We start from the raw sequence: 21,298 nt of genomic DNA on the forward strand, positions 1-21,298 counted from the left end.
CCTTTGCGGCTGACCGTGCTGGGCGGGGTGGGCGCGTGGCCCTCCGCCTCCGCCGCGGCGAGCGGCTACCTGGTGTCGCACGACGGGTTCACCGTGCTGGTGGATCCCGGGTACGCGACCTTCCCGGCGCTGCTGTCGCTGCTCCCGGTGTCCGCCGTCGACGCGGTGCTGGTGACGCACGGGCACCCGGACCACTGCGCCGACCTCAACCCGCTGCTGCGCGCCCGTGCGCTCGGGGACGACGACCTGCCGCCGTTGCCGCTCTACGCGCCGGCCGGGGCGTTGGACCGGGTGCTCGCGCTCGACCAGGTGCCGCTGACCAGCGCGTACACCCTCCACGCGATCGGGGGGCAAGCGGTTGGCCCGGTCGAGCTGGGGCCGTTCCGGGTGGACACCTTCGACCTGCCGCACTTCGTGCCGAACGCGGGCCTGCGGCTGAGCACCGACCGGCACGTCCTGGCCTACACCGGCGACACCGGACCGAGCCCGGCGATCGTGGACCTGGCCCGGGACGCGGACGTGTTCCTGGCCGAGGCGACGTTCCCGGACGCCGTGCGCCCGGCCGACAACGCGCCGTTCCTGTCCACGGCCCGCCAGGCGTGCGGGTGGGCGACGGCGGCCGGGGTGGGCCGGCTGGTGCTGACCCACCTGTGGCCGGACTCGTCGCCGGAGGTGTCGGCCGCCGCCGCGGCGCAGGGCTACCCGGGGCCGGTGGACGTCGCCGTGCCGGGGTTCGCGGTCGACCTCACGGCCTGAGCGCGTGCAGCACGTCGGCCACGTCGCGCGGGTCCGCGCCCAGGTCGGTGATGGTGAGCACGTACAGCTGCTCGTCCTCGCCGCGCTCCCAGTCCAGCTCCAGGGTGGTCACCTCGCGGCCGAGCCGGCGGGTGCGCGCGAGCTTCACCTTCACCTCGTGCCACGGCAGGTGGCGCGGCCCGGTGACGGTGCGCACGGTCAGCCCGGTGTCGTCGACGGCGAGCTTGGGGCGCAGGAACGTGCCGTAGGCCGCCAGGGCGGCCACGAAGGCGGTCGCGGTGCCCAGGAGCAGCCTGGTGGTGGGTTCGGCGCTCAGCACGGCCGCCAGGAGGGCGATCGCGGCCAGCGCCCAGGCGACGCCGACGACGGCCGGTTTCGGGGCCCAGGAACGAGGTTCGGTCACGCCGTCGAGTGTCGCGCATGTGGACAACTGGAGGGCTCTACCGGCGCTTGTGCAAATTGGCGCAAAGTTGTCCACAGGAGTTGTCCCCATTGGGGATGAGTTACACCCCTGTGCTTCGGTGACCCTCGGGTGAACTGGGTGAACTACCGGTTGACGCACGACGGCCCGGACGTGTTGCACGTCCGGGCCGTCCGCCACGTGGCGTAGCGCGTGGTCAGCGCCACCGCATGGTCATCAGCAGTCCGACGATCATCAGGGCGAACCCGATGCCGAAGTTCCAGCTCCCGAGGTCCATCATCACCGGGACCTTCTCGCCCGCGATGTAGTTGACCACCAGCCACGCCAGGCCGAGCAGCATCAGACCGAGCATCACGACGATGTAGACCGGGTGGGACGGACCGGCCGCCTTCACCTTCACCGGGGTGCGGCGATCGGTCGGCGCCGTGTACACGGCCTTCTTGCGGACCTTGGACTTGGGCATTCTGTCCTCGCCTGACGGGGGTGGATGAGCCTCCAGTGGCGCGAGTTTACGTCCACTGCTGGATGAACACGTTAACGTAGCCGAGCAGGTCACTGAAGAGCACTGCGCAGTTCTGGAACGTTCGGACCGGGAGGATTTTCGGTGAGCCACGACCCGCCCCCGCCGCGAGGCGGCCCGTCGGGCCTGCCGCCGGGACGGTCGCCTCGTCCCAGGCCAGGGGACCGCCGGCCCGGCACGGCCCCTCCTCCGGAGCCGGAGGAGGTCACCTCGATCTCTTCGGGGAGCTGGGACGAACCTTCGGTCCGCAGGCCCCCGACACCCCCCGGCGGGCACCCCCGGGCGGTCGACCCGCGCGGCCCCGAGCCCCGCCCGGACACCCCGTCGCTCAGCGGCCGGCTCGACGGCGGCGACCTCCCATTCCGCGGCGAGGCCGGCCCGCCGCCGGGCCGCCCGCCCCGCCCCGGACCACCGGCCGACGCGACCCGCTACACCAACGCGTTCTCCGGCAGCCTCCCGCCGCCACCCGGCCCGAACCACCCGCGCGCGGCACCCGTCCCACCCGGGCCTCCCCAGGGCGGACCGGTGCCGGGCGGGCCTCCCCAGGGCGGGCCCGGGGCGCGGCCGGCACCTCCGCGCCGCCCCCGGCCGGTCGACCCGCCGACCGAGGTGATCGCGCCGGTCGTGGACGACTACGCCGACGACGAGTACGACGATTACGACGACGAGTACTACGACGACGAAGACGACTACGAGGAGCCTCCGACGCGCCCCAAGGACAGCGCTGGCCGCAAGACCGTGCGCGCGGTGGGCGAGCTGCTGATCACGGCCGGTCTGGTGATCCTGCTGTTCGTGGTCTACGAGGTGTACGTCACCGACCTCATCTCGGCCGGCAAGCAGGACGACGCCACGCACGCCCTGGACGACAAGTGGAACGCCAACACCGTCGAGCCCACCGACGAGCAGCGGCAGGCCAAGTACGACCTGATCGCGGGCCAGGCGTTCGCCAAGATGTACATCCCGGTGTTCGGCCCGGACTACAAGTTCTCCGTGGTCGAGGGCACCACCGACAAGGACCTGGAGATCGGGCCCGGCCACTACGTGAACACCGCGCTGCCCGGCAACCCGGGCAACTTCGCGGTGGCCGGCCACCGGGTCGGCAAGGGCGCGCCGTTCAACGACCTGGACCTGCTCGCCTCGTGCGACGCGATCGTGGTCGAGACGCAGACCAACTGGTTCGTCTACCGGATGCTGCCCAAGTCCTCGGAGATCGCCGGCTGGGCGGCGGGCGACAAGGCCAAGGCGAAGAACTGCGCGAAGGTCTCGCCGCTGGGCGGCTCCTACGACAAGACGGTCGGCCAGGAGATCGTGCTGCCCACCCAGGGCGAGGTGATCAACGCGGTGCCGCACTTCACCGGGACCGCGCCGGAGGCGCAGCAGGCGGCGCTGATGACGCTGACCACCTGCCACCCGAGGTTCTCCGACAAGCAGCGGCTGATCGTGCACGCGGTGCTGACCCAGGCGTACCCCAAGGCACCGGGGTTCGTGCCCGAAGAACTCAAGGAGCAGTGATGTACGGCTGGATCTGGCGGCACCTGCCCGGCCCGCTGCCGCTGCGCGTGCTGGAGGCCCTGGTCCTGGTGGCCGGGGTGGTGGCGCTGCTGATGTTCGTGGTGTTCCCGTGGGCGGAGCCGAAGCTGCCGTTCAACAACGTGACGACCGCCCAGTAGCCCTGACACGACAGCCGGAGCCCCGCGCACGGGGCTCCGGCTGTGCGCTGTCCGTCGAGGTCAGGCGCGGGAGATGTCGGTCATGGCCCCCCGGTCCACGACCTTGACCCGGTCGCGGCCCTGGTCCGCGCCCAGCGCGATCTCGTGCGCGTCGAGCTTGCGCCAGCCGTCGACCGTGGTGAACGGGACCGCGCGCTGCTCCAGGAACCGGACCACCGCGTGCGGGTCGACCACCGGGGCCTCGGGCAGGTTCGGCGCGTCGGCGAGCAGGCTGGTCACGGTCTCCAGCGCGTCGCCCTTGGTGTGGCCGATCAGCCCGATCGGGCCGCGCTTGATCCAGCCGGTGACGTAGACCCCGGTGATGGCCTGGTCGTCGAGGTCGAGCACGCGGCCCGCCTGGTGCGGCACGGTGCCCGAGGTGTGGTCGAACGGCAGGTCCGCGAGGTGCGTGGACAGGTAGCCGACCGCCCGGTAGACCGACTGCACGGGCCAGTCGGTGAACTCGCCGGTGCCCTCGACGCCGCCGTCGCCGGTCAGCCGCATCCGCTCGGTGCGCAGGCCCGCGACCGACCCGTCCGCGCCGAGCACCTCGACCGGGGCCTCCAGGAAGTGCAGGTGCAGCCGCCGGGGTCGGTCGCCGACGTCGCGGATCGCCCACTCCTGCAGGGTCTTGACCACCATCTCGACCTGCTTGTTCGACCGGATGGCCGCCATGCTGGCCGCGCAGAAGTCGATGCCCTCCGGGTGCACGATGACCTCGACGTTGGGCGAGTGGTCGAGTTCGCGCAGCTCCAGCGGGGTGAACTTGGCCTGGGCGGGCCCACGCCTGCCGAAGACGTGCACGTCGGTGACCGGGCTGGTGCGCAGGCCCTGGTAGACGTTGTCCGGGATCTCGGTGACCAGCAGCTCGTCGGCGGTCTTGGCGAGGATGCGGGCGACGTCCAGGGCGACGTTGCCGACGCCGAGCACGGCGACCTGGGACGCGGTCAGCGGCCAGTCGCGCGGTACGTCGGGGTGGCCGTCGTACCAGGAGACGAAGTCGGCCGCGCCGTGCGAGCCGTCCAGGTCGATGCCGGGCAGGTCGAGCGGCCGGTCCTTCTCCGCGCCGGTGGAGAACACGACCGCGTCGTAGAACTGGCGCAGGTCCTCCAGCTTCACGTCCACGCCGTACTCGACGTTGCCGAAGAACCGGATCTCCGGCCGGTCGAGCACCCGCTGCAGGGCGGTCACGATGCCCTTGATCCGCGGGTGGTCCGGCGCGACGCCGTACCTGATCAGGCCGTAGGGGGCGGGCATCCGCTCGAACAGGTCGATGGAGACGTCCGCGTCCGACTTGGTCAGGATGTCGGCGGCGTAGATGCCCGCAGGGCCCGCGCCGACGACGGCGACGCGCAGAGAACGTGTCATGAGTATAGATTAGGTGAGCCTAAGCTCACTTCTGGCGAGAGGTTGGTCACGGCTACGCTGGCGGCCATGCGCGTGCTCGTGGTCGACAACTACGACAGCTTCGTCTACAACCTCGTCCAGTACCTGGCCCAGCTCGGGGTCGAGTGCGTGGTGCGGCGCAACGACGCCGTGGAACTCGACGAGGTCGGCGAGGTCGGCGGCGTGCTGGTGAGCCCCGGCCCCAGCACCCCGGACAAGGCAGGCCGGAGCATGGACGTCATCCGCCACTGCGCGGACCGCGGCGTCCCGGTGTTCGGCGTGTGCCTCGGCCACCAGGCCATCGGGGCGGTGTGGGGCGGCACCGTCGACCTCGCCCCGGAACTCCTGCACGGCAAGACCTCCGTCGTGCACCACGACGGGGTGGGCGTGCTGGCCGGCGTGCCCAGCCCGTTCACCGCGACCCGGTACCACTCGCTGACCGTGCTGCCGGACACCATCCCGGCGGAGTTCGAGGTCACCGGCCGCACCGACACCGGTGTGGTGATGGCCATGCGGCACCGGGAGCTGCCGGTCGAGGGCGTCCAGTTCCACCCGGAGTCCGTGCTCACCGAGGGCGGCCACCGGATGCTCGCCAACTGGCTCGCGGTGTGCGGGTTCGAGGTCCCCGAGGGGACGGTGGCCCAGCTGGAGAACGGGATGCGCGAACTGGCCGCGGCGGCCCGCCAGGTCTGACGATCCGAAAAGGCCCCCGTGCTCCGCGGAGCACGGGGGCCTTCCCACGTCCGGGACTACCGGGTCGTGGTGCTGCCGATCTTGAAGTCGAACACCTTCACGTTGATCCGGGCGTTCTTGCCCACCGGCTGGTCGGTCTTGATCTCGGTCTCGGCGATCTTCTTGTCCTGGCCCAGCTCGGTGGTCGGCACCCGCTCCGAGACGTTCAGGTCGCCGGTCCAGCCGAGCTGGCCGAGCTTCGACCGCGCCTGGCCCTCGGTCAGCCCGGTCAGGTCCGGCATCAGGAACTGGTTGCCCTTGGACACGCTGAGCGTGACGATCGAGCCCTTCTCGGCGCGGCCGGGCACCGGGTTCTGGGCCACCACCTCGCCCTGGTCCTTCGGGCTGTCCACGTCCTTGGTCTGCACCTTGAACCCGTTGCCCTCCAGCGTCTCGCGCGCCCGCTGGAGCGTCTGGCCGGTCACGTCGGGCACCTGCACGGTGTCCGGGCCCTTGCCCAGGGTCACCGTGATCGTGCTGCCCTTGGGGGCCTTGGTGCCCGGCGCCGGGCTCTGGTCGGCGACCTTGCCGATCAGCTTCGCGTCCTCGACCTCGGTGGGCTCGGCGGCCTGCTTGAAGACCCAGTTGCCCTCTTCGAGCGTCTTCTGCGCGTCGGCGGGGGACATGCTCCGCACGTCGGGGACCACGACGGCCTCGGCGGGCGCGCCGACCACGACCTTGATCTTGGTGTACTTGTCGACCTCGCGGCCGGACGGCGGGTCGGTCTCCAGCACCTGGCCGACCTGCTCGGCGGTGCACGTCGGCGCCCCGCCGGCCTGCGGCTGGCACGGCCGGTTCTCCAGCACCGGTTCCAGGTTCCGCCGGCGCAGCTCGTCGGACGCGGACGCCGCGGTCTGGCCCTTCAGGTCCGGGATCGAGACCTTGGTGGAGCCGGAGTTCTCATCGCCCTTGAGCAGCGAGGTGGTGATCCAGGCGGCCAGCGCGAGCACCGCGACGCAGAGCAGGACGACCAGCGTGATCATGATCGTCTTCTTGCGCCGGGCCTTGCGCTCCGCCTCCTCCTCGGCGATCGGGTCGTAGTCGTCGGGCTCCTCGCGCAGCGCCGACGGGCGGTGCCGGCCGCCGGAGGCCACCTCGGTGCGCGGCGACTGGTTCATCACCGCGGTGCGGTCCTCGGGCGTCATCACCGCGGGCGCGGACGGGCGCTGGCCGGACAGCACGCGCACCAGGTCGGCGCGCATCTCGGCGGCCGACTGGTAGCGGTTGGCCGGGCCCTTCGCCATCGCCTTGAGCACGATCGCGTCCAGCGCGGGCGTCACCTTCGGGTTCAGCGACGACGGCGGCTTCGGGTCCTCGCGCACGTGCTGGTAGGCCACCGCCACCGGCGAGTCCCCGGTGAACGGCGGCTCGCCGGTCAGCAGCTCGAACAGCACGCAGCCCGACGCGTACACGTCGGACCGGGCGTCCACCGCCTCGCCGCGGGCCTGCTCCGGCGACAGGTACTGCGCGGTGCCGATCACCGCGGCCGTCTGGGTCACCGCCGCCTGGCCGTCGTGCACGGCCCGCGCGATGCCGAAGTCCATCACCTTCACCGCGCCGGCCCGGGTGATCATCACGTTCGCGGGTTTCACGTCCCGGTGCACGATCCCGTGCCGGTGGCTGAAGTCCAGCGCCGCCGAGACGTCCGCCATGATCTCCATGGCGCGCTTGCCGGTCAGCGGACCCTGCGTCTTGACCATGTCGCGCAGCGTCCGCCCGTCGACGAACTCCATGACGATGTAGGGCAGCGGGCCGTACTCGGTGTTGGTCTCACCGGTGTCGTAGACCGCGACGATGGCGGGGTGGTTCAGCGCCGCAGAGTTCTGGGCCTCCCGCCGGAACCGCTCCTGGAACTGGGTGTCGCGGGCGAGGTCGGCACGGAGCACCTTGATCGCCACGTCCCGGCCGAGCCGCACGTCGCGGCCCTTGTGGACCTCCGACATACCGCCGTAGCCGAGGGTCTCACCCAGTTCGTAGCGGTTGGAGAGCAGTCGCGGAGTGCTCATCAGTGCTTCGTCCCGCTCCTCGTCAACGGTCCTGCCATCGCTTCCGTCCGCCTTAGTACCGTTCGGCCGTTACGTCGGTACACACGTCACCGTCACCCGTGAGCCGATCGCAACCTCACCGGTCGGGCTCACGTCCGACACCAGGCACTTGTGCTGGTCCCGAGGCGCGCCGCCGGGTTCGGCGCGCACCTCCGGTTCCAGGCCGTACCCGGAGAGCTTCTTCTCGACCTCGTCGGCCGGGAGGTCGACGAAATCGGCCTTCGCGATCGTGACCTTCGGCCTGCCGGGGAGACGATCGGTCGAGTCCTGCGGGGACGTTCGGGCGCTCGTGGTGCCCTGCTGGCTCGTCCCACCGGGCCCCTCGTCGTCCTTGCCCAACCCGCGCAGGATGACCACGCCGAGTACCAGCAGCACAGCCACCAGCACAGCGACCATAACCCACAGCAGCGCGCGATTGCGCCCCGGTGGCCCAGGCGGCGGTGGCAACGGTCCGAAAGCGCCCGTGCGCGGAGTGTTCACCTGCGGCGGCACCGGCTGCATCCCCGGCCGGGAGCCCGGATGGGTCAACGGGATCGACGGGTGGGTGAGCTGTCCCATCGGCTGGGAAACCGCCTGCGGCGGCTGCGGGGGCGGCATCTGCGGCGGCAACTGCTGCGGGATCGGGGCCGAGCCGACCGCCATCGCGAGCCCGGTCGGCGCGGGCAGCGGCTGGCCGGCCCGGATCGCGCCCACCGCCGCCGCGAACTCGCCGCCGTTGCGGTAGCGCTGGCGCGGGTCCTTCACCAGGGTCGCCTCGATCAGCGCGCGCGGCCCCGGCGGCACGTCCGGCGGCAGCGGCGGGGCGAGGTCCCTGATGTGCATCATCGCCACGGTCACCGCGTTCTCCGACCGGAACGGCCGGTGCCCGGTCAGGCACTCGTAGCCGCACACGGCCAGCGCGTAGACGTCGCTCGCGGGCTCGGCGGCGTGCCCGAGCGCCTGCTCCGGCGCGATGTAGTGGGCGGTGCCCATCACCATGCCGTTGTGCGTCACCGGCACCGCGTCGGCGGCCTTCGCGATGCCGAAGTCGGTGATCTTCACCTTGCCGGTCGGCGTCACCAGGATGTTGCCCGGTTTCACGTCCCGGTGCACCAGGCCGCGCTCGTGCGCCGCCTGCAAGGCGTTGCCCGCCTGCTCCAGCACGTCCAGCGTGCGCTCGGCGGTCAACCGGCCGCGCGCGATGACCGCCGCCAGCGGCTCGCCCTCGACCAGCTCCATCACCAGGTACGCGGTGTCCTCCGGCCCGTCCGGCACCGCCGCGGTCTCGCCGTAGTCGTGCACGGCGGCGATCCCGGGGTGGTTGAGCGACGCCGTGGTGCGCGCCTCGATCCGGAACCGGTTGAGGAACTCCGCGTCACCGGACAGCTCCGCCTTGAGCACCTTCACCGCGACCTTGCGGTCCAGCCGGGTGTCCGCGGCCTCCCAGACCTCGCCCATGCCGCCCACCGCGATCCGCTTGGACAAGCGGTACCGCTCGGCGAGCAACTGGCCGGAGGTCAGCATCATCGACTCCCGAGATACGCGCCGATGACCGCGCGGCCGATCGGCGCGGCGACCCGCCCGCCGGTCGCGGACAGGCCCACGTCACCACCGTTCTCCACGATGACCGCGATCGCGATCTCCGGCTTCTCGGCCGGCGCGAACGCCACGTACCAGGCGTTCGGCTTGGTCGCCTTCACGTCCTCGCCGCGCTCGGCGGTACCGGTCTTGGACGCGATCGTCACGCCCGACAGCCGCCCGCCCTGGAAGGTGTTCTTCTCCGACTCGATCATCATGTCGCGCAGCGCGCGGGCGTGCTCGACCTCCATCGCGTCGCCGACGTCGTCGCCCTTGTCCTCGCTGATCACCGACAGGTCGGGGGCGAGCACCTTGTGGATCAGGTGCGGCTTCATCCGCACCCCGCCGTTGGCGATGGTGGCCGCGATCACCGCGTTCTCCAGCGGCGTGACCAGCACGTCGCGCTGGCCGATGCCGGTCTGGTAGACCGACGGCCGGTCCTTCATCGGGCCCAGCGTCGAGGTCTCCACCGCCAGCGGGACCTTCAGGTCCGCGTCGTCGAACCCGAACTTCGCGGCCTGCTTGTTCAGCTTGTCCTTGCCCAGCTGGTCGGCCAGCACCGCGAACGCGGTGTTGCACGACTTGGCCAGCGCCTCCTGGAGGGTCGCCGTCACGCCGTTGCCGCAGTTGGTGTCGTTGAAGTTGGGCAGCGTGGTGTTGGTGCCCGGCAGGGTGATCACCGGGCGGCCGTCGACCTCGCTGTCCTTGGTCTTGCCGTCGGCCAGCGCCGCCGCCGCGACCACCAGCTTGAACGTCGAGCCGGGCGCGTAGAGGCCCGCGACCGAGCGGTTGAGCAGCGGCAGGCCCGCGTCCGGGGCGTTGAGCCCCTTCCACGCGGTCTGCTGCTCGTCCACGTCGTGGCTGGCCAGCGTGTTCGGGTCGAACGTCGGGGTGGACGCCATGGCCAGGATCTCGCCGGTCTGCGGCCGGATCGCCACCACCGCGCCGGTCACGCCCTGGAGGTTGTCGTAGGCGGCCTGCTGGAGCGCGGCGTTCACGGTGAGCTGGAGGCTGCCGCCCTTCGGGTCGCGGCCGGTGATCAGGTCCGAGACCCGGCGGGTGAACAGCCGGTCGTCCGAGCCGTTGAGCAGGTCGTCCTCGGCCCGCTCCAGGCCGCCCGCGCCGTACACCGTGGAGAAGTAGCCGGTCACCGGGGCGAACGCCGGGCCCGCGTACTTGCGCAGGTAGCGCAGCCGGTCCGTGGTCTTCTCCACGGTCGCCAGCGGCTCGCCGCCGGCGGCGATGATCTGGCCGCGCTCGCGCGAGTACTGGTCGAGCACCACCCGCCGGTTGAGCGGGTCCTTGCGGTAGTCGTCGGCCTTGATGACCTGCACGTACGTGGCGTTGGCCAGCAGGAGCAGCATCATCACCATCATGGCCATGCCGACGCGGCGGAGCGGTGTGTTCATTTGGGACGCTCCACCATGACTGTGAACTGGTCGGCGATCGCGGGCTGCTGCGGCCGCGGTTTGGGCGTGGCCTTCGGCGAGCGCGCGGCGTCGGAGATCCGCAGCAGCAGCGCGACCAGGATGTAGTTGGCCAGCAGCGACGACCCGCCGTAGGACAGGAACGGCGCGGTGATGCCGGTCATCGGGATCAGCTTGGTGACACCGCCGATGACGATGAAGATCTGGAACGCCACCGCGAACGCCAGGCCGCCGCCGAGCAGCTTGCCGAACGTGTCCCGCACGGCCAGCGCGCCGCGCATCCCGCGCATCGCGAACACGGTGTAGATCAGCAGCACCGCGGCCAGGCCGACGAAGCCCAGCTCCTCACCGATCACCGCGGTGATGAAGTCGGTGTTGGCCTCCGGGATCTGGTCCGGCCGGCCGCCGCCGAGGCCCGCGCCGAACAGGCCGCCGGTGCCCAGGCCGAACAGCGACTGGACGATCTGGTAGCCCTTGTTCGTCGCGTCCGCGAACGGGTCGAGCCAGTTCGCCACCCGGATCTGGACGTGGCTGAACATCTTCCACGCGATGACCGCGCCGACGCAGAACAGCACCACGCCGATCACCACCCACGCCGCGCGTTCGGTCGCCACGTAGAGGAGTACGAGCACGATGCCGAAGAAGAGCAACGACGAGCCGAGGTCCTTCTGGAAGACCATGATCCCGACGCCGATCAGCCACGCGCCGATCAGCGGGCCCAGGTCGCGCGCCCGGGGCAGGTCCAGGCCCAGGAACCGGCGGCCCGCCGTGGTGAACAGCTCGCGCTTGGACACCAGGAACGCGGCGAAGAAGACCATCAGCAGGATCTTGGCGAACTCGCCCGGCTGGATGGAGAACGCGCCGAAGCTCAGCCAGATCTTCGCGCCGTTGATCTCCGGCGCGATGAAGCTCGGCAGCACACCTGGCAGGACCAGCGCGATCAGGCCGAGGAAGCCGAAGGTGTAGCCGTAGCGGGCCAGCGTGCGGTGGTCGGAGAGCACCTTCAGCGCGGTGCAGAACAGCACCAGCGCGATGGCCGTCCAGAGCACCTGCTTGGGCGCGGCCGGCGACCACACCGCGTTGTTGGGCAGCTTCACGTCGGCCATGGCCAGGTCGATCCGGTGGATCATCACCAGGCCCAGGCCGTTGAGCATCGCCACGCACGGCAGGATCACCGGGTCGGCGTAGGGGGCCCACCAGCGCACGGCGAGGTGCGCGACGGTGAGCAGACCCATGTAGGCCAGGCCGAGCCAGACGATGTTCATCGTCAGCTCCTGCTCCTGGTTCGCCTCCACCAGGATCAGCGCGATCGTCACCAGGCCGGCGGCGAACGCGAGCAGGAACAGTTCCGTGGACCGCTTGGTGGGCGGCTTCAACCCCGGCGAGGTGCTGCTCGCCGCGAGCGGTGCGCTGCCTCCCGCCGTCGCGGGTGGCGTGCCTTCCGCGCCGGGGACCGGCGAACCCATACGTCTACTGACCCTTCCGGCAATCCGTGCCCGGCTTCTGCACGGGCGAGGGCAGCGGGGTGCCCTCCGGAGTGGTGGACGTGGTGGGCGTGGTGGTGGTTGCCGACGGGTCCACCGGGGTGGTGGTCGTGGTGGTCGCCGGCGAGGTCGTCTGGTCCTTCGGGCAGAACGGCAGCGTCTGCTCGGTGCGCAGCCGGCGGATGGCCTCCCGCGCGCCCTCCAGGCCGTCCACGTCGGTGATCCCGTTGCGCACCACGTCCCGCGTGGAGACCTTCAGGTCGTCGACGGTGATCGGCTCGCACGCCTGCGCCCCGGGCGGGCAGGAGCCCTCCACCTGGGTGTGCAGGTCGAAGCCCAGGAAGCTGCCCGGGACACCCCGGAACACCGACACCTGGCCGTCGGACCCCGCGCCCACGTAGTACTGGCGCAGCACGTACCAGCGGGTGCCCAGACCGGCCGCCACCAGCAGCAGGAGCAGGAACACCACCAGGGCCAGCGCCTTGACCCGGTTGCCGCGCGCCCGGCGCGGGTCCACCGGCGGCTGCGGCGGCTCGACCCGCTGCGGGATCGGCCGGGGCCCCGTTATCGAACTCGCCCGCGAGGCGGGCGAGTCGGGGGGAGGTGGGTCGTCGCTGCCGTCGCCGGCCGCGCCGCCCACTATCGGGACGTCCTCCCCGAAGTCGACGTCGACCACGTCGGCGATCACGACCGTCACGTTGTCCGGCCCGCCGCCCTTGAGCGCCAGTTCGATCATCCGGTCCGCGCACGCCTGCGGGTCCGGGATGCGGATGGCCTCCTCCAGCGTCTCCTGGCTCACCACGCCGGACAGGCCGTCGGAGCACAGCAGGTAGCGGTCGCCGGGGCGGGCCTCGCGCACCATCAGGCGCGGTTCCACCTCGTGGCCGGTCAGCGCGCGCAGCAGCAGCGACCGCTGCGGGTGCGTGGCCGCCTCCTCCTCGGTGATCCGGCCCTCGTCGATCAGCGACTGGACGAACGTGTCGTCGTGCGTGATCTGGGTGAACGTGCCGTTGCGGGCCATGTAGGCGCGCGAGTCGCCGATGTGCACCATGCCCAGCCGGGAGCCCGCGAACAGCACGGCGGTGAGCGTGGTGCCCATGCCGTCCAGGTCCGGGTCGGACTGCACCAGCTCGGAGATCGCGCCGTTGCCGGCGATCACCGCCTCGCGCAGCTGGCCGAGCAGGTCGTCGCCGGGCTCGTCGTCGTCGAGCGGGGCCAGGGCGGCGATGACCACCTTGCTGGCCACCTCGCCCGCGGCGTGTCCGCCCATGCCGTCGGCGAGCGCGAGCAGGCGGGGGCCGGCGTACACGGAGTCCTGGTTGTTGGAACGAACCAGGCCCCGGTCGCTGCGGGCCGCGTATCGAAGGACGAGGGTCATGAGCGCAGCTCGATCACCGTTTTGCCGATCCGGATCGGGGAGCCGAGCGGGACCCGGAGTGGGGCCGTGACCTTCGCCCGGTCGAGATAGGTGCCGTTCGTGGAGCCCAGGTCCTCCACGTACCAGTCGGTCCCGCGCATGGACAGCCGCGCGTGCCTGGTCGACGCGAAGTCGTCGTCCAGCACGAGCGTGGAGTCGTCCGCGCGGCCGATCAGGATCGGCCTGCCGTCCAGGGAGATGCGGGTGCCCGCCAGCGCGCCGTGCGTCACGACGAGTTGACGGGGTGCTTTGTTCCCCTTCGCGGCCTTCTTGGCTCCTCTACGCAGTACTCCGGGCGTCGGAACGCGTTGTCCCGACGCCGCGTACAGGTCGGACCGGACCACCCTCAGCGCAGCCAACACGAACAACCAGAGCAGGACGAGGAAGCCCGCTCTGGTCAGCTGCATCACCAGCTCTGGCACCGGTTGTAACCGCTCCTGCCTTGAGTGCCGTCACGCCTTCGCCCGTCTCGACCACTAGCCCTGGGTGCGGAAAACCAGCGAGGAGTGGCCGATGCGGACGACGTCGCCTTCCGCGAGTTGCCAAGTCTGCACCGGAGTGCCGTTCACCGTGGTCCCGTTTGTCGAACCGAGATCAGCGAGCATGGCACTGTGCCCGTCCCAGGTGATCTCCAGGTGCCTCCTGGAGACCCCGGTGTCGGGCAGCCGGAAGTCCGCTTCCTGGCCGCGGCCGACCACGTTGCCGCCCTGCTTGAGGTTGTACGTCCGGTTCGAGCCGTCGTCCAGGTGCAGGGTGGCGTTGAGCTGGCGCGGCCCGGACTGCACGGCCGGAGGGGCGTAGCCCTGCGCCGGGTCCTGGTAGCCGGCCTGGCCGTAGCCCTGGTCGTACCCCTGCTGGCCGTAGCCCTGCTGCTGCTGGCCGTAGCCCTGGTCGTAGCCCTGCTGGCCGTAACCCTGGTCGTAGCCCTGCTGCTGCTGTTGGCCGTAGCCCTGGTCATAACCCTGCTGCTGCTGGCCGTAGCCCTGGTCGTAGCCCTGCTGGCCGTAACCCTGGTCGTAGCCTTGCTGCTGCTGCTGGCCGTAGCCCTGCTGCTGCTGTTGGCCGTAACCCTGGTCGTAGCCTTGCTGCTGCTGGCCGTATCCCTGGTCGTAGCCCTGCTGCTGCTGGCCGTAGCCCTGCTGCTGGTCATAACCCTGCTGCTGGCCGTAGCCGCCCTGCGCGTAGGGGTCGTAGCCGGGTTGGCCCTGTCCTTGTCCGTAGCCGGGAGGCTGGCTCATGGATCCGTCTCCTGTGCGAGGTGGTGCTGACCGTCGGCTGGAAACTTTCACATCGGGGTCGACGGACGAGCTGGTTCGGAACTGTCCGGTGTGCAGCGCGTCGGAGCGCTCCAGGGAGACTACGACGTCACCATAGGTATCCCATCCGCTCTCTTCGAGGTGCTCCCGGACGGAGTCCCCGAGAAGCTGGGTGATGCGTAGTTCATCCTGGCCGTCACCGGCAAGCCGATCGTGGTCCTGGGGACCCAGCAGGACGATGAAGTGGTTCGGCGCCAGCAGCCTGCCACCCGCCAGTTCGCGGATGTTGACCTCGGCCTCCCGTTCGAGGGCCTGGGCCACTTCCTGCGGGACGACGTTGCCGCCGAACACACGCGCGAAGGTGTTGCCGACGATGCCTTCGAGACGGCGCTCGAAGCGCTGTACGCGGCCCACGGCAACCCTCCGACTCGGTCGACTTCTCGGGACCGATCGTATCCGGGGTGACGTGGCGGTACACGGGGCAATTGGTAACCCGGACGAGGGCCGTGCTAGTGTTCTCCACGTCGCTCCGGGCGAGTGGCGGAATGGCAGACGCGCACGGTTCAGGTCCGTGTGTCCGAAAGGACGTGGGGGTTCAACTCCCCCCTCGCCCACTCGGAATCCGGGATTCACTCCAGGGTTCGAGAGTAGAAGTGAACGAAGAGGCCCCGCAAGCGCGGGGCCTCTTCGCTTTTCCGGCATCCGGGTGTCGCTGTGGCGTAGACCACTCGTTCGGGCTAGCGGAACCGCTGGTCCGTCCGGGCCGCGCGCCGTGTCTCGATTGGTGATGTGCGTCACTCTCCGCCGTGCGCGCTCGGCTGGTTCGGGGTCCGCTTCGGGGGTGGCGGCCTGCGCACCGGTGGTGATCTACGTCGCACGGTGCGCGCGCGGGCGCGCGGGAGTCGGCCGGGCGGCGCTTGCCCCCGGTGCCGGGTGGGGACCAGGGTTTGGGCAATGAGCGGCGACCTCGGCGAACCGACCATGGCCGGGGTGTACGACGGGCTGCTCGGCGGCATCGCCAACTACGACCCCGACCGGCGGCTGGTCGAGCGGATCGCCGCGCTGTCGGCCGCGCTGTCCGCCGGACCCGGCCGGCTGGCCCGGGAGAACCGGGCGTTCCTGCGGCGCGCGGTCGGGTTCTGCGTGGCCGACGGGGTGCGCCAGTTCCTCGACGTCGGGTGCGGCGCGCCCCGCGACGACTCGCCGTTCGCGCTGGTGGGAGGGCTGGGCTGCCGGGTGGTGTGCGTCGACGTGGACCCCGAGGTGGTCGCGCACACGACGTTGGCCGCGGCCGGCGTCGGGGTGTTCGAGGCGGACTGCCGGCGGCCCGACCGGGTGCTGGCCCAGGCGGCGCGCTCCGGGCTGGACTTCGGGCTGCCGGTCGCCGTGCTGCTGGTGTCGGTGCTGGAGTTCGTGCGCGACGCGGACGACCCGGCGGGCGTGGTCGCGGGCTACCGCGCGGGGCTCGCGCCGGGCAGCCTGCTGGTCCTGTCGCACCCGAGCGCGGACACCGAACCGGCGCTGCACGGGATCGCCGCGCGCTGCCCCGGCGCCCCGACGCTGCGCTCCCGGCGGGAGGTCGCCGCGCTGCTCCCGGCCGGGACGCTGGTCGAACCCGGCCTGGTGCCGGTGCCCCGCTGGGTGCCCGACGGGCCGGAACCGGTCGAGGCCGGCGGGCGGTACCCGTACTACGCGGCGGTGGTGCGGTGCTGACCACCGGCGAGCACGACCCGTTCCGCAAGCTGATGAAGCGGCTGCGGGAGGAGCAGGGGCGGTCGTTCCGGTCGCTGGCCGAGCACACCAACTACGACCCCAGCCACCTGGCGGGCGTCGAACGCGGGCGGCGCGCGCCCAAGCTGGACCTCGCCGAGCAGGTCGACCGGGCGCTGGGCGCGGGCGGGCGGCTGATCGCCACCCTGCGCCGGCGGCCCGCGCAGCTCTCCGCCGTGGTCAGCCCGTTCGTCGGCCGGGCCGAGGAGCTGCGGCTGCTGCACGCGGCCGTCGACGGCGAGCGGGCCGACGGGTCGGCGCGGGTCGTCGTGGTCGAGGGGCCGCCCGGCATCGGCAAGACCAGCCTGGCGCTGCGGGTCGCGCACGACGTGAAGGAGCGGTACCCGGACGGTCAGCTCTACGCGAACCTGCACGGCTACTCGCCCGCGCAGGCCCCGGTGCACCCGGCGGACGTGCTGGAGGAGTTCCTGACCGCGCTCGGCCTGCGGGAGGTCCCGACCGGCCTGGAGGAGCGCTCCCGGCTGTTCCGCTCCGCCCTGGACCACCGGCGGGTGCTGGTCGTGCTGGACAACGCGGCCCGCGAGGAGCAGGTCGAGCCGCTGCTGCCGGGCTCGGCGTCGTGCACCGTGCTGGTCACCTCCCGGCGCGAGTTGACCGGCCTGGCGGTGCGCACCGGCGTCACCCGGGTCACCGTCCGGCCGATGTCGGCGGACGAGTCGACGTCCCTGGTGCACAGCGTGGTCGGCGACCGCGCGGAGACCTCGGCCGACGCGCTCGCGGCGCTGGTCGAGCGGTGCGGGCGGGTGCCGCTCGCGCTGCGGATCGCGGGCGAGTGGGTGGCCAGGCACCCGCGCCACCCGGTGGACGACCTGGTCGCGCGGCTGGCCGACGAGCAGCAGCGGCTGGACAGCCTGGACACCGGCGACCGGTCGACGGCGATGCGCGCGGTGATCGGCTGGTCCTACCGGGAGCTGCCGGACCCGGCGGCCCGGGTGTTCCGGCTGCTCGGGCTCTACCGGGGCGTGCACCTGGGCGTGCCCGCGGCGGCGGCCCTGGCCGGGGTTGCCGAGCCCGTCGCGCGGCGGCTGCTGGAGGAGCTGGCGAGCGTGCACCTGGTCGAGCCGTGCGGCGTGGACCGGTACCGGCTGCACGACCTGCTGCGCGCGTACGCGGTCGAACGCGCCGAAGCCGAGGACACCGAGGAGGAGCGCGCGGAGGCCGCGCGCCGGCTGGTCGAGTGGTACGTGCACACCGCGCGGGCCGCCGGGCGGATGCTCGCGCCGCACCGGACGCTCCCGTTCACGCTGCCGCGCCCGGCCGAGGGTGTGGAGCCGGGCCGGTTCGTATCCGACCTGGCGGCCCTGGCCTGGTGCGACGAGGAGTCGGAGAACTTCGCGCCGACCATCCGGCTGGCCTACCGGTACCGGCAGTGGACGCCCGCGTGGCAGCTGGCCGTGGTGCTGTGGGACTGGTTGCAGGTGCGCAAGCCGTCGGTCGTGTGGCTGGAGACGCATGAGGCGGCGCTGCGGGCGGCCCGCCGCGCGCTGGACGCGGAGGCGGACGCCTGGGTGTGCACGAACCTCGCGCAGGCGTTCCACCAGCAGAAGTGCTTCGAGGCGAGCCGTGCCCGGTACGAGTACGCGCTGGACGTCCGGCGGCGGCGCGACGACCTCTACGGCCAGGCGTGGACGTTGGCCGGGCTGGTGTTCCTGTCCGTGGACGAGGGCCGGCTGTCCGAGGCGCTGGACCGCGCCGAGCAGTCCCTGCGGATCTTCGCCGAGGTCGGCGACCAGGAGGGCACCGCCGAGGTCCTGCTGGCCCGGGTGGACGCGCTGCCCGGCGACCCGGACGCGGCGCGGGAGCAGGTGCGCACCGCGCTGGGGCTGTTCGAGTCCCTGGACATCTTCGACGGCCAGGGCCGCGCGTGGCTCAAGCTGGCGAAGCTGGCCGAGGAGCGCGGCGACCCGGCGGAGGCCCGGCGCGCGGTGGCCGCGTTCCGCCGGGGTGGCGACCGCCGGGGCGAGGCGGACGCCCTGCTGCGCCAGGCCGACCTGGCGGAGACGACCGGGGGGAGCGGCCAGGCGTCCCGCGAACGGGCGTGGGAGCTGTACGACCTGCTCTCCGACCCGCGCGCCGACGAGATCATCCAGCGCGTCCAGTCCGTCCGCCCCCGGCCGGGGACCTAGGGCGCAGCACGGTGGTGGTCAGCACGCCGTGCAGCGCGGCAGCGGCCGCGAAGCCGGTCACCGGGTCGGCGAACCAGCCGACCGCCGCGCCCGCGACCAGCGCGATCAGGCCCGCCGCGTGGAACCTGCGGTACGGGCCGGCCGGGTCGGCGAGGGCGTGCGGGTCGTGGCCGGTCCGGTGGTGCAGCAGGAAGTCGGTGGCGAACACGGCGGCCCACGCGGCGGTGACCGCGCCCAGCGCGGTGAGGAACGCCTGCCACGGCCCCAGGAAGCTCGGTGCGCCGAACACCACGTACCCGCCGAACAGCACGACCAGCACCCCGTCCAGCACGACGGTGAGCGGGCGGCGGATCCGGACGCCGAGGGCCTGCAGCGCCAGGCCGGACGAGTAGACGCCGAGCGTGCCGGAGGCGACCAGGCTCAGCAGCACGGCGGTCAGGAAGGGCACCAGGAACCACGTCGGCAGCCGGTCGGCGAGCGCGCCGATCGGGTCGCCGGCGGCGTCGGCGGCGAGCGCCGGGTCGGCGGTGAGCAGCACGCCCGCCGTCATCAGCACCAGCGGCGGCAGGGCACCGCCGAGCGCGGTCCAGCCCGCCACGGCCTTCGCCGACGAGTCGCGCGGCAGGTAGCGGCTGTAGTCCGCGCCGCCGGTCACCCACCCCAGGCCGGTCGCGGCGGCGACGATCGTGACGCCGGTGAGCAGCGAGCCGCCACCGCCGGTCGGCAGGGCCGTCAGGTCGAGGTCGGGCAGCACCAGCGCGAGGTAGCCGGCCGTCGCCGCCACCAGCGCGGCGGTGATCCACTTGTGCACCCGCAGGATCACCGCGTGGCCGTACCCGCCCAGCACCACCGAGGCACCCGTCACCAGCACGAACCCCGCCACGAGCGAGACGTCCGGGTCCGCGCCGAGCCGGGTCAGCACGGTCCGCGCGGACAGCGCCCCGAGCGACACCGCCAACGTCTCCCAGCCGACCAGCGCCAGGTAGTTCAACGCGCCGGGCAGCGCGTTGCCGTGCACCCCGAACGCCGCCCGGGACAGCACCGTGGTCGGCGCGCCGCCCCGGGCGCCGGCCACCGCGACCAGCCCCACCAGCGGGTACGACAGGGCCACGCCGACCGCGATGGCGATCAGCGCCTGCCACCAGGCCAGGCCGAGCGCCACCACGTAGACCCCGGTGGTGATGCCGTAGATGCCCAGGTTCGCCGCCGCCCACGGCCAGAACTGCCCGGCGGGCGCACCCCGCCGCTCGTCGTCGGGGATCCGGTCGGCGCCGGCCTGCTCCACGGTCCACCCGGTCACGTGGCCGATCCTGTCAGGATCGTGCGCAGCAGGCGGTCGAGCACCAGCCCGGTGTCGGCCTTGAGGACGACCTTGACCGGCGGCCGGGGCGGCAGCGCCACGCCGAACTTCACCGGCCGGCGGTCGGTGAGCAGCCGGCCCCGGCAGTGGCCGGTGGTCTCGCAGGTGACCTCGACCAGCTCGGTCTCGGTGGCCACCGCCGGGTCGACCGCGATCGCCGCCGCGACCACGTCGTCCAGGTGGCAGCCGCGCACGCCGTGCTCCCACGTCTGGACCTCGACGTAGTGGCCGATCCACGCGGTCACCCGGCGGGCGACCGGGGTGTCCGCCGCCGCGACCCGGTCCAGCCACGCGGCGTCCACCCAGGCCGGGTCGGTGGCGTCCACCGGCACCACGGTCAGCGGGAACCCGGCGGCCAGCACGTGCTCGGCGGCCTCCGGGTCGTGGAACGCGTTGGCCTCGGCGAACGGCGTGACGTTGCCGTCGAGCCGGAACGAGCCGCCCATCCACACCACCTCGCGGACCAGCGCGGGCAGCCTCGGCTCCAGGTCCAGCGCGAGCGCCAGGTTGGTCAGCGGGCCCAGTTCCAGCACGGTGAGTTCGCCGGGCCGCTCCCGGGCCAGCCGGACCAGCTGCTCGGCGGCCGAGCCGGGCACCGGCCGGCCCGCCGGGGGCGGCCCGCTGCGCCCGCCGAGCCCGTCGCGGCCGTGCACCACCTGGCCGCTCAGCCCGGGTTCGGGCCGCCGCCCGTGCCACGTCCGGTCCGCGCCGACGGCCACCGGGACGTGCTGGTGGCCGAGCAGTTCGAGCACCCGCAGGGCGTTGCCGGCGGCGGCGTCGGCGGGCAGGTTGCCGTGCACGCTGCCGGCCGCGACCAGGTCGGCGCGCCGACCGGCGAGGTAGACCAGGGCCAGGGCGTCGTCCAGTCCCGGATCGGTGTGCACGACCAAGCGGGTGTCCATGGCGGTCAATGGTGGGCCGCGCCGGGCCGCCGTTCACGCGTGCGCGCGGTTTGACCACAACTGACCACGCGGGCCGATTCCGGCGGGCCCGGTCGCTGGGCATAGTTGCCGGTGGGCCCGTCGGCTTTGGGGGTGTCGACGGCCCCGCGCGGCGACCGGGGGACTCTCCCTCCTCCAGGTCGCGGCGGTGCTGTCCGGCGGGGCCGTTGGGGGGCCCGCCCCGCCGGGCGGCACCGGTTCGCCCCGGTGAGCGGTCGAAGCGGGGTCGGTCGGTCGATTTCGGGCGGTGAACGGTCGGTCCGGCGGGGGTGCTTGTGGTGGCGTGGGTCACGTCGGTGGCCGGCGCGTGCGTGGGCTGTGCACGCTGAGCACCTTTTCCGGGGGTCCGGGCCCCCACATGTCACCCGGA

The 21,298-nt window shown here is 72.4% G+C and carries 18 protein-coding genes, 1 tRNA gene and 1 pseudogene; 7 read left to right on the forward strand and 13 right to left on the reverse strand.

Going from position 1 to position 21,298, the window contains the following annotated elements; genetic code table 11:
* The first annotated feature begins 3 nt into the window (after positions 1-3).
* Complete coding sequence (locus AC0HI0_RS34885) at positions 4-756, forward strand: MBL fold metallo-hydrolase (RefSeq protein ID WP_480927734.1); 753 nt, start codon at positions 4-6, stop codon at positions 754-756.
* Here the strand turns inward: AC0HI0_RS34885 and AC0HI0_RS34890 are convergent.
* Together AC0HI0_RS34890 and crgA are read right to left on the reverse strand one after the other, a co-directional pair.
* Positions 746-1,159 carry a PH domain-containing protein gene (locus AC0HI0_RS34890; protein WP_480927735.1) on the reverse strand — a complete coding sequence of 138 codons (414 nt, stop codon included), beginning with the start codon at positions 1,157-1,159 and terminating at the stop codon, positions 746-748. The genes AC0HI0_RS34885 and AC0HI0_RS34890 overlap by 11 nt on opposite strands.
* Positions 1,160-1,373: 214 nt before the next feature.
* On the reverse strand, positions 1,374-1,640 hold the full coding sequence (gene crgA, locus AC0HI0_RS34895) for a cell division protein CrgA (protein ID WP_480927736.1): 267 nt from the start codon (positions 1,638-1,640) through the stop codon (positions 1,374-1,376).
* Positions 1,641-2,321: 681 nt separating this feature from the next.
* Here crgA and AC0HI0_RS34900 point away from each other — a divergent pair.
* Together AC0HI0_RS34900 and AC0HI0_RS34905 are read left to right on the forward strand one after the other, a co-directional pair.
* Positions 2,322-3,209 (forward strand): class E sortase, encoded by an 888-nt coding sequence (locus tag AC0HI0_RS34900; protein ID WP_480927737.1) that lies wholly within the window; start codon positions 2,322-2,324, stop codon positions 3,207-3,209.
* A complete protein-coding gene (locus AC0HI0_RS34905; protein ID WP_480927738.1) occupies positions 3,209-3,367 on the forward strand; it encodes a hypothetical protein in 159 nt (52 codons plus the stop codon). The genes AC0HI0_RS34900 and AC0HI0_RS34905 overlap by 1 nt, the downstream gene beginning before the upstream one ends.
* Positions 3,368-3,427: 60 nt before the next feature.
* Here the strand turns inward: AC0HI0_RS34905 and AC0HI0_RS34910 are convergent, their stop codons facing one another.
* Positions 3,428-4,774, reverse strand: coding sequence for an FAD-dependent oxidoreductase (locus AC0HI0_RS34910; RefSeq protein WP_480927739.1), 1,347 nt, complete (start codon positions 4,772-4,774; stop codon positions 3,428-3,430).
* 66 nt (positions 4,775-4,840) lie between these two features.
* On the opposite strand from AC0HI0_RS34910, the gene AC0HI0_RS34915 reads away from it, so the two are divergent.
* Positions 4,841-5,485 (forward strand): aminodeoxychorismate/anthranilate synthase component II, encoded by a 645-nt coding sequence (locus AC0HI0_RS34915; protein ID WP_480927740.1) that lies wholly within the window; start codon positions 4,841-4,843, stop codon positions 5,483-5,485.
* Between the two features lie 56 nt (positions 5,486-5,541).
* Here AC0HI0_RS34915 and pknB read toward each other — a convergent pair whose 3' ends face one another.
* From pknB to AC0HI0_RS34955, 8 genes and pseudogenes are all read right to left on the reverse strand, one after another.
* Entirely contained in the window at positions 5,542-7,530 is a 1,989-nt protein-coding gene (gene pknB, locus AC0HI0_RS34920) for a Stk1 family PASTA domain-containing Ser/Thr kinase (RefSeq protein WP_480927741.1), read from the reverse strand.
* Positions 7,531-7,599: 69 nt separating this feature from the next.
* A complete protein-coding gene (locus AC0HI0_RS34925; protein ID WP_480934454.1) occupies positions 7,600-9,072 on the reverse strand; it encodes a serine/threonine-protein kinase in 1,473 nt (490 codons plus the stop codon).
* Entirely contained in the window at positions 9,072-10,535 is a 1,464-nt protein-coding gene (locus tag AC0HI0_RS34930; protein ID WP_480927742.1) for a peptidoglycan D,D-transpeptidase FtsI family protein, read from the reverse strand. The genes AC0HI0_RS34925 and AC0HI0_RS34930 overlap by 1 nt, the downstream gene beginning before the upstream one ends.
* Positions 10,532-12,019: an FtsW/RodA/SpoVE family cell cycle protein gene (locus tag AC0HI0_RS34935; protein WP_480927743.1), complete on the reverse strand. Its 1,488-nt coding sequence runs from the start codon at positions 12,017-12,019 to the stop codon at positions 10,532-10,534. Before AC0HI0_RS34935 ends, AC0HI0_RS34930 begins: the two co-directional genes overlap by 4 nt.
* A gap of 4 nt (positions 12,020-12,023) precedes the next feature.
* Positions 12,024-13,415, reverse strand: coding sequence for a PP2C family protein-serine/threonine phosphatase (locus AC0HI0_RS34940; RefSeq protein ID WP_480927744.1), 1,392 nt, complete (start codon positions 13,413-13,415; stop codon positions 12,024-12,026).
* Positions 13,412-13,876 carry an FHA domain-containing protein FhaB/FipA gene (locus AC0HI0_RS34945; protein WP_360727686.1) on the reverse strand — a complete coding sequence of 155 codons (465 nt, stop codon included), beginning with the start codon at positions 13,874-13,876 and terminating at the stop codon, positions 13,412-13,414. Before AC0HI0_RS34945 ends, AC0HI0_RS34940 begins: the two co-directional genes overlap by 4 nt.
* 54 nt (positions 13,877-13,930) lie before the next feature.
* Complete coding sequence (locus AC0HI0_RS34950) at positions 13,931-14,692, reverse strand: FHA domain-containing protein (protein ID WP_480934455.1); 762 nt, start codon at positions 14,690-14,692, stop codon at positions 13,931-13,933.
* A 132-nt stretch (positions 14,693-14,824) separates the two neighbouring features.
* Positions 14,825-15,124, reverse strand: a pseudogene (locus AC0HI0_RS34955) (DUF3662 domain-containing protein); the annotation flags it as partial.
* A gap of 117 nt (positions 15,125-15,241) precedes the next feature.
* Here AC0HI0_RS34955 and AC0HI0_RS34960 point away from each other — a divergent pair.
* From AC0HI0_RS34960 to AC0HI0_RS34970, 3 genes are all read left to right on the forward strand, one after another.
* A tRNA-Leu gene (locus tag AC0HI0_RS34960) sits at positions 15,242-15,324 on the forward strand.
* Between the two features lie 340 nt (positions 15,325-15,664).
* Complete coding sequence (locus tag AC0HI0_RS34965; protein ID WP_480927745.1) at positions 15,665-16,423, forward strand: SAM-dependent methyltransferase; 759 nt, start codon at positions 15,665-15,667, stop codon at positions 16,421-16,423.
* The gene (locus tag AC0HI0_RS34970; protein ID WP_480927746.1) at positions 16,417-18,627 is read left to right on the forward strand and encodes an ATP-binding protein; all 2,211 of its coding nucleotides are present in this window, start codon (positions 16,417-16,419) and stop codon (positions 18,625-18,627) included. Before AC0HI0_RS34965 ends, AC0HI0_RS34970 begins: the two co-directional genes overlap by 7 nt.
* Here AC0HI0_RS34970 and AC0HI0_RS34975 read toward each other — a convergent pair.
* Both AC0HI0_RS34975 and AC0HI0_RS34980 read right to left on the reverse strand, forming a co-directional pair.
* Entirely contained in the window at positions 18,584-19,927 is a 1,344-nt protein-coding gene (locus AC0HI0_RS34975; protein WP_480927747.1) for a purine-cytosine permease family protein, read from the reverse strand. The two genes, AC0HI0_RS34970 and AC0HI0_RS34975, sit on opposite strands and share 44 nt — an antisense overlap.
* The gene (locus AC0HI0_RS34980; protein ID WP_480927748.1) at positions 19,924-20,889 is read right to left on the reverse strand and encodes a nucleoside hydrolase; all 966 of its coding nucleotides are present in this window, start codon (positions 20,887-20,889) and stop codon (positions 19,924-19,926) included. The genes AC0HI0_RS34975 and AC0HI0_RS34980 overlap by 4 nt, the downstream gene beginning before the upstream one ends.
* Between the last annotated feature and the right edge of the window lie 409 nt (positions 20,890-21,298).

This window comes from Saccharothrix sp. NBAS 001 (assembly GCF_056640475.1).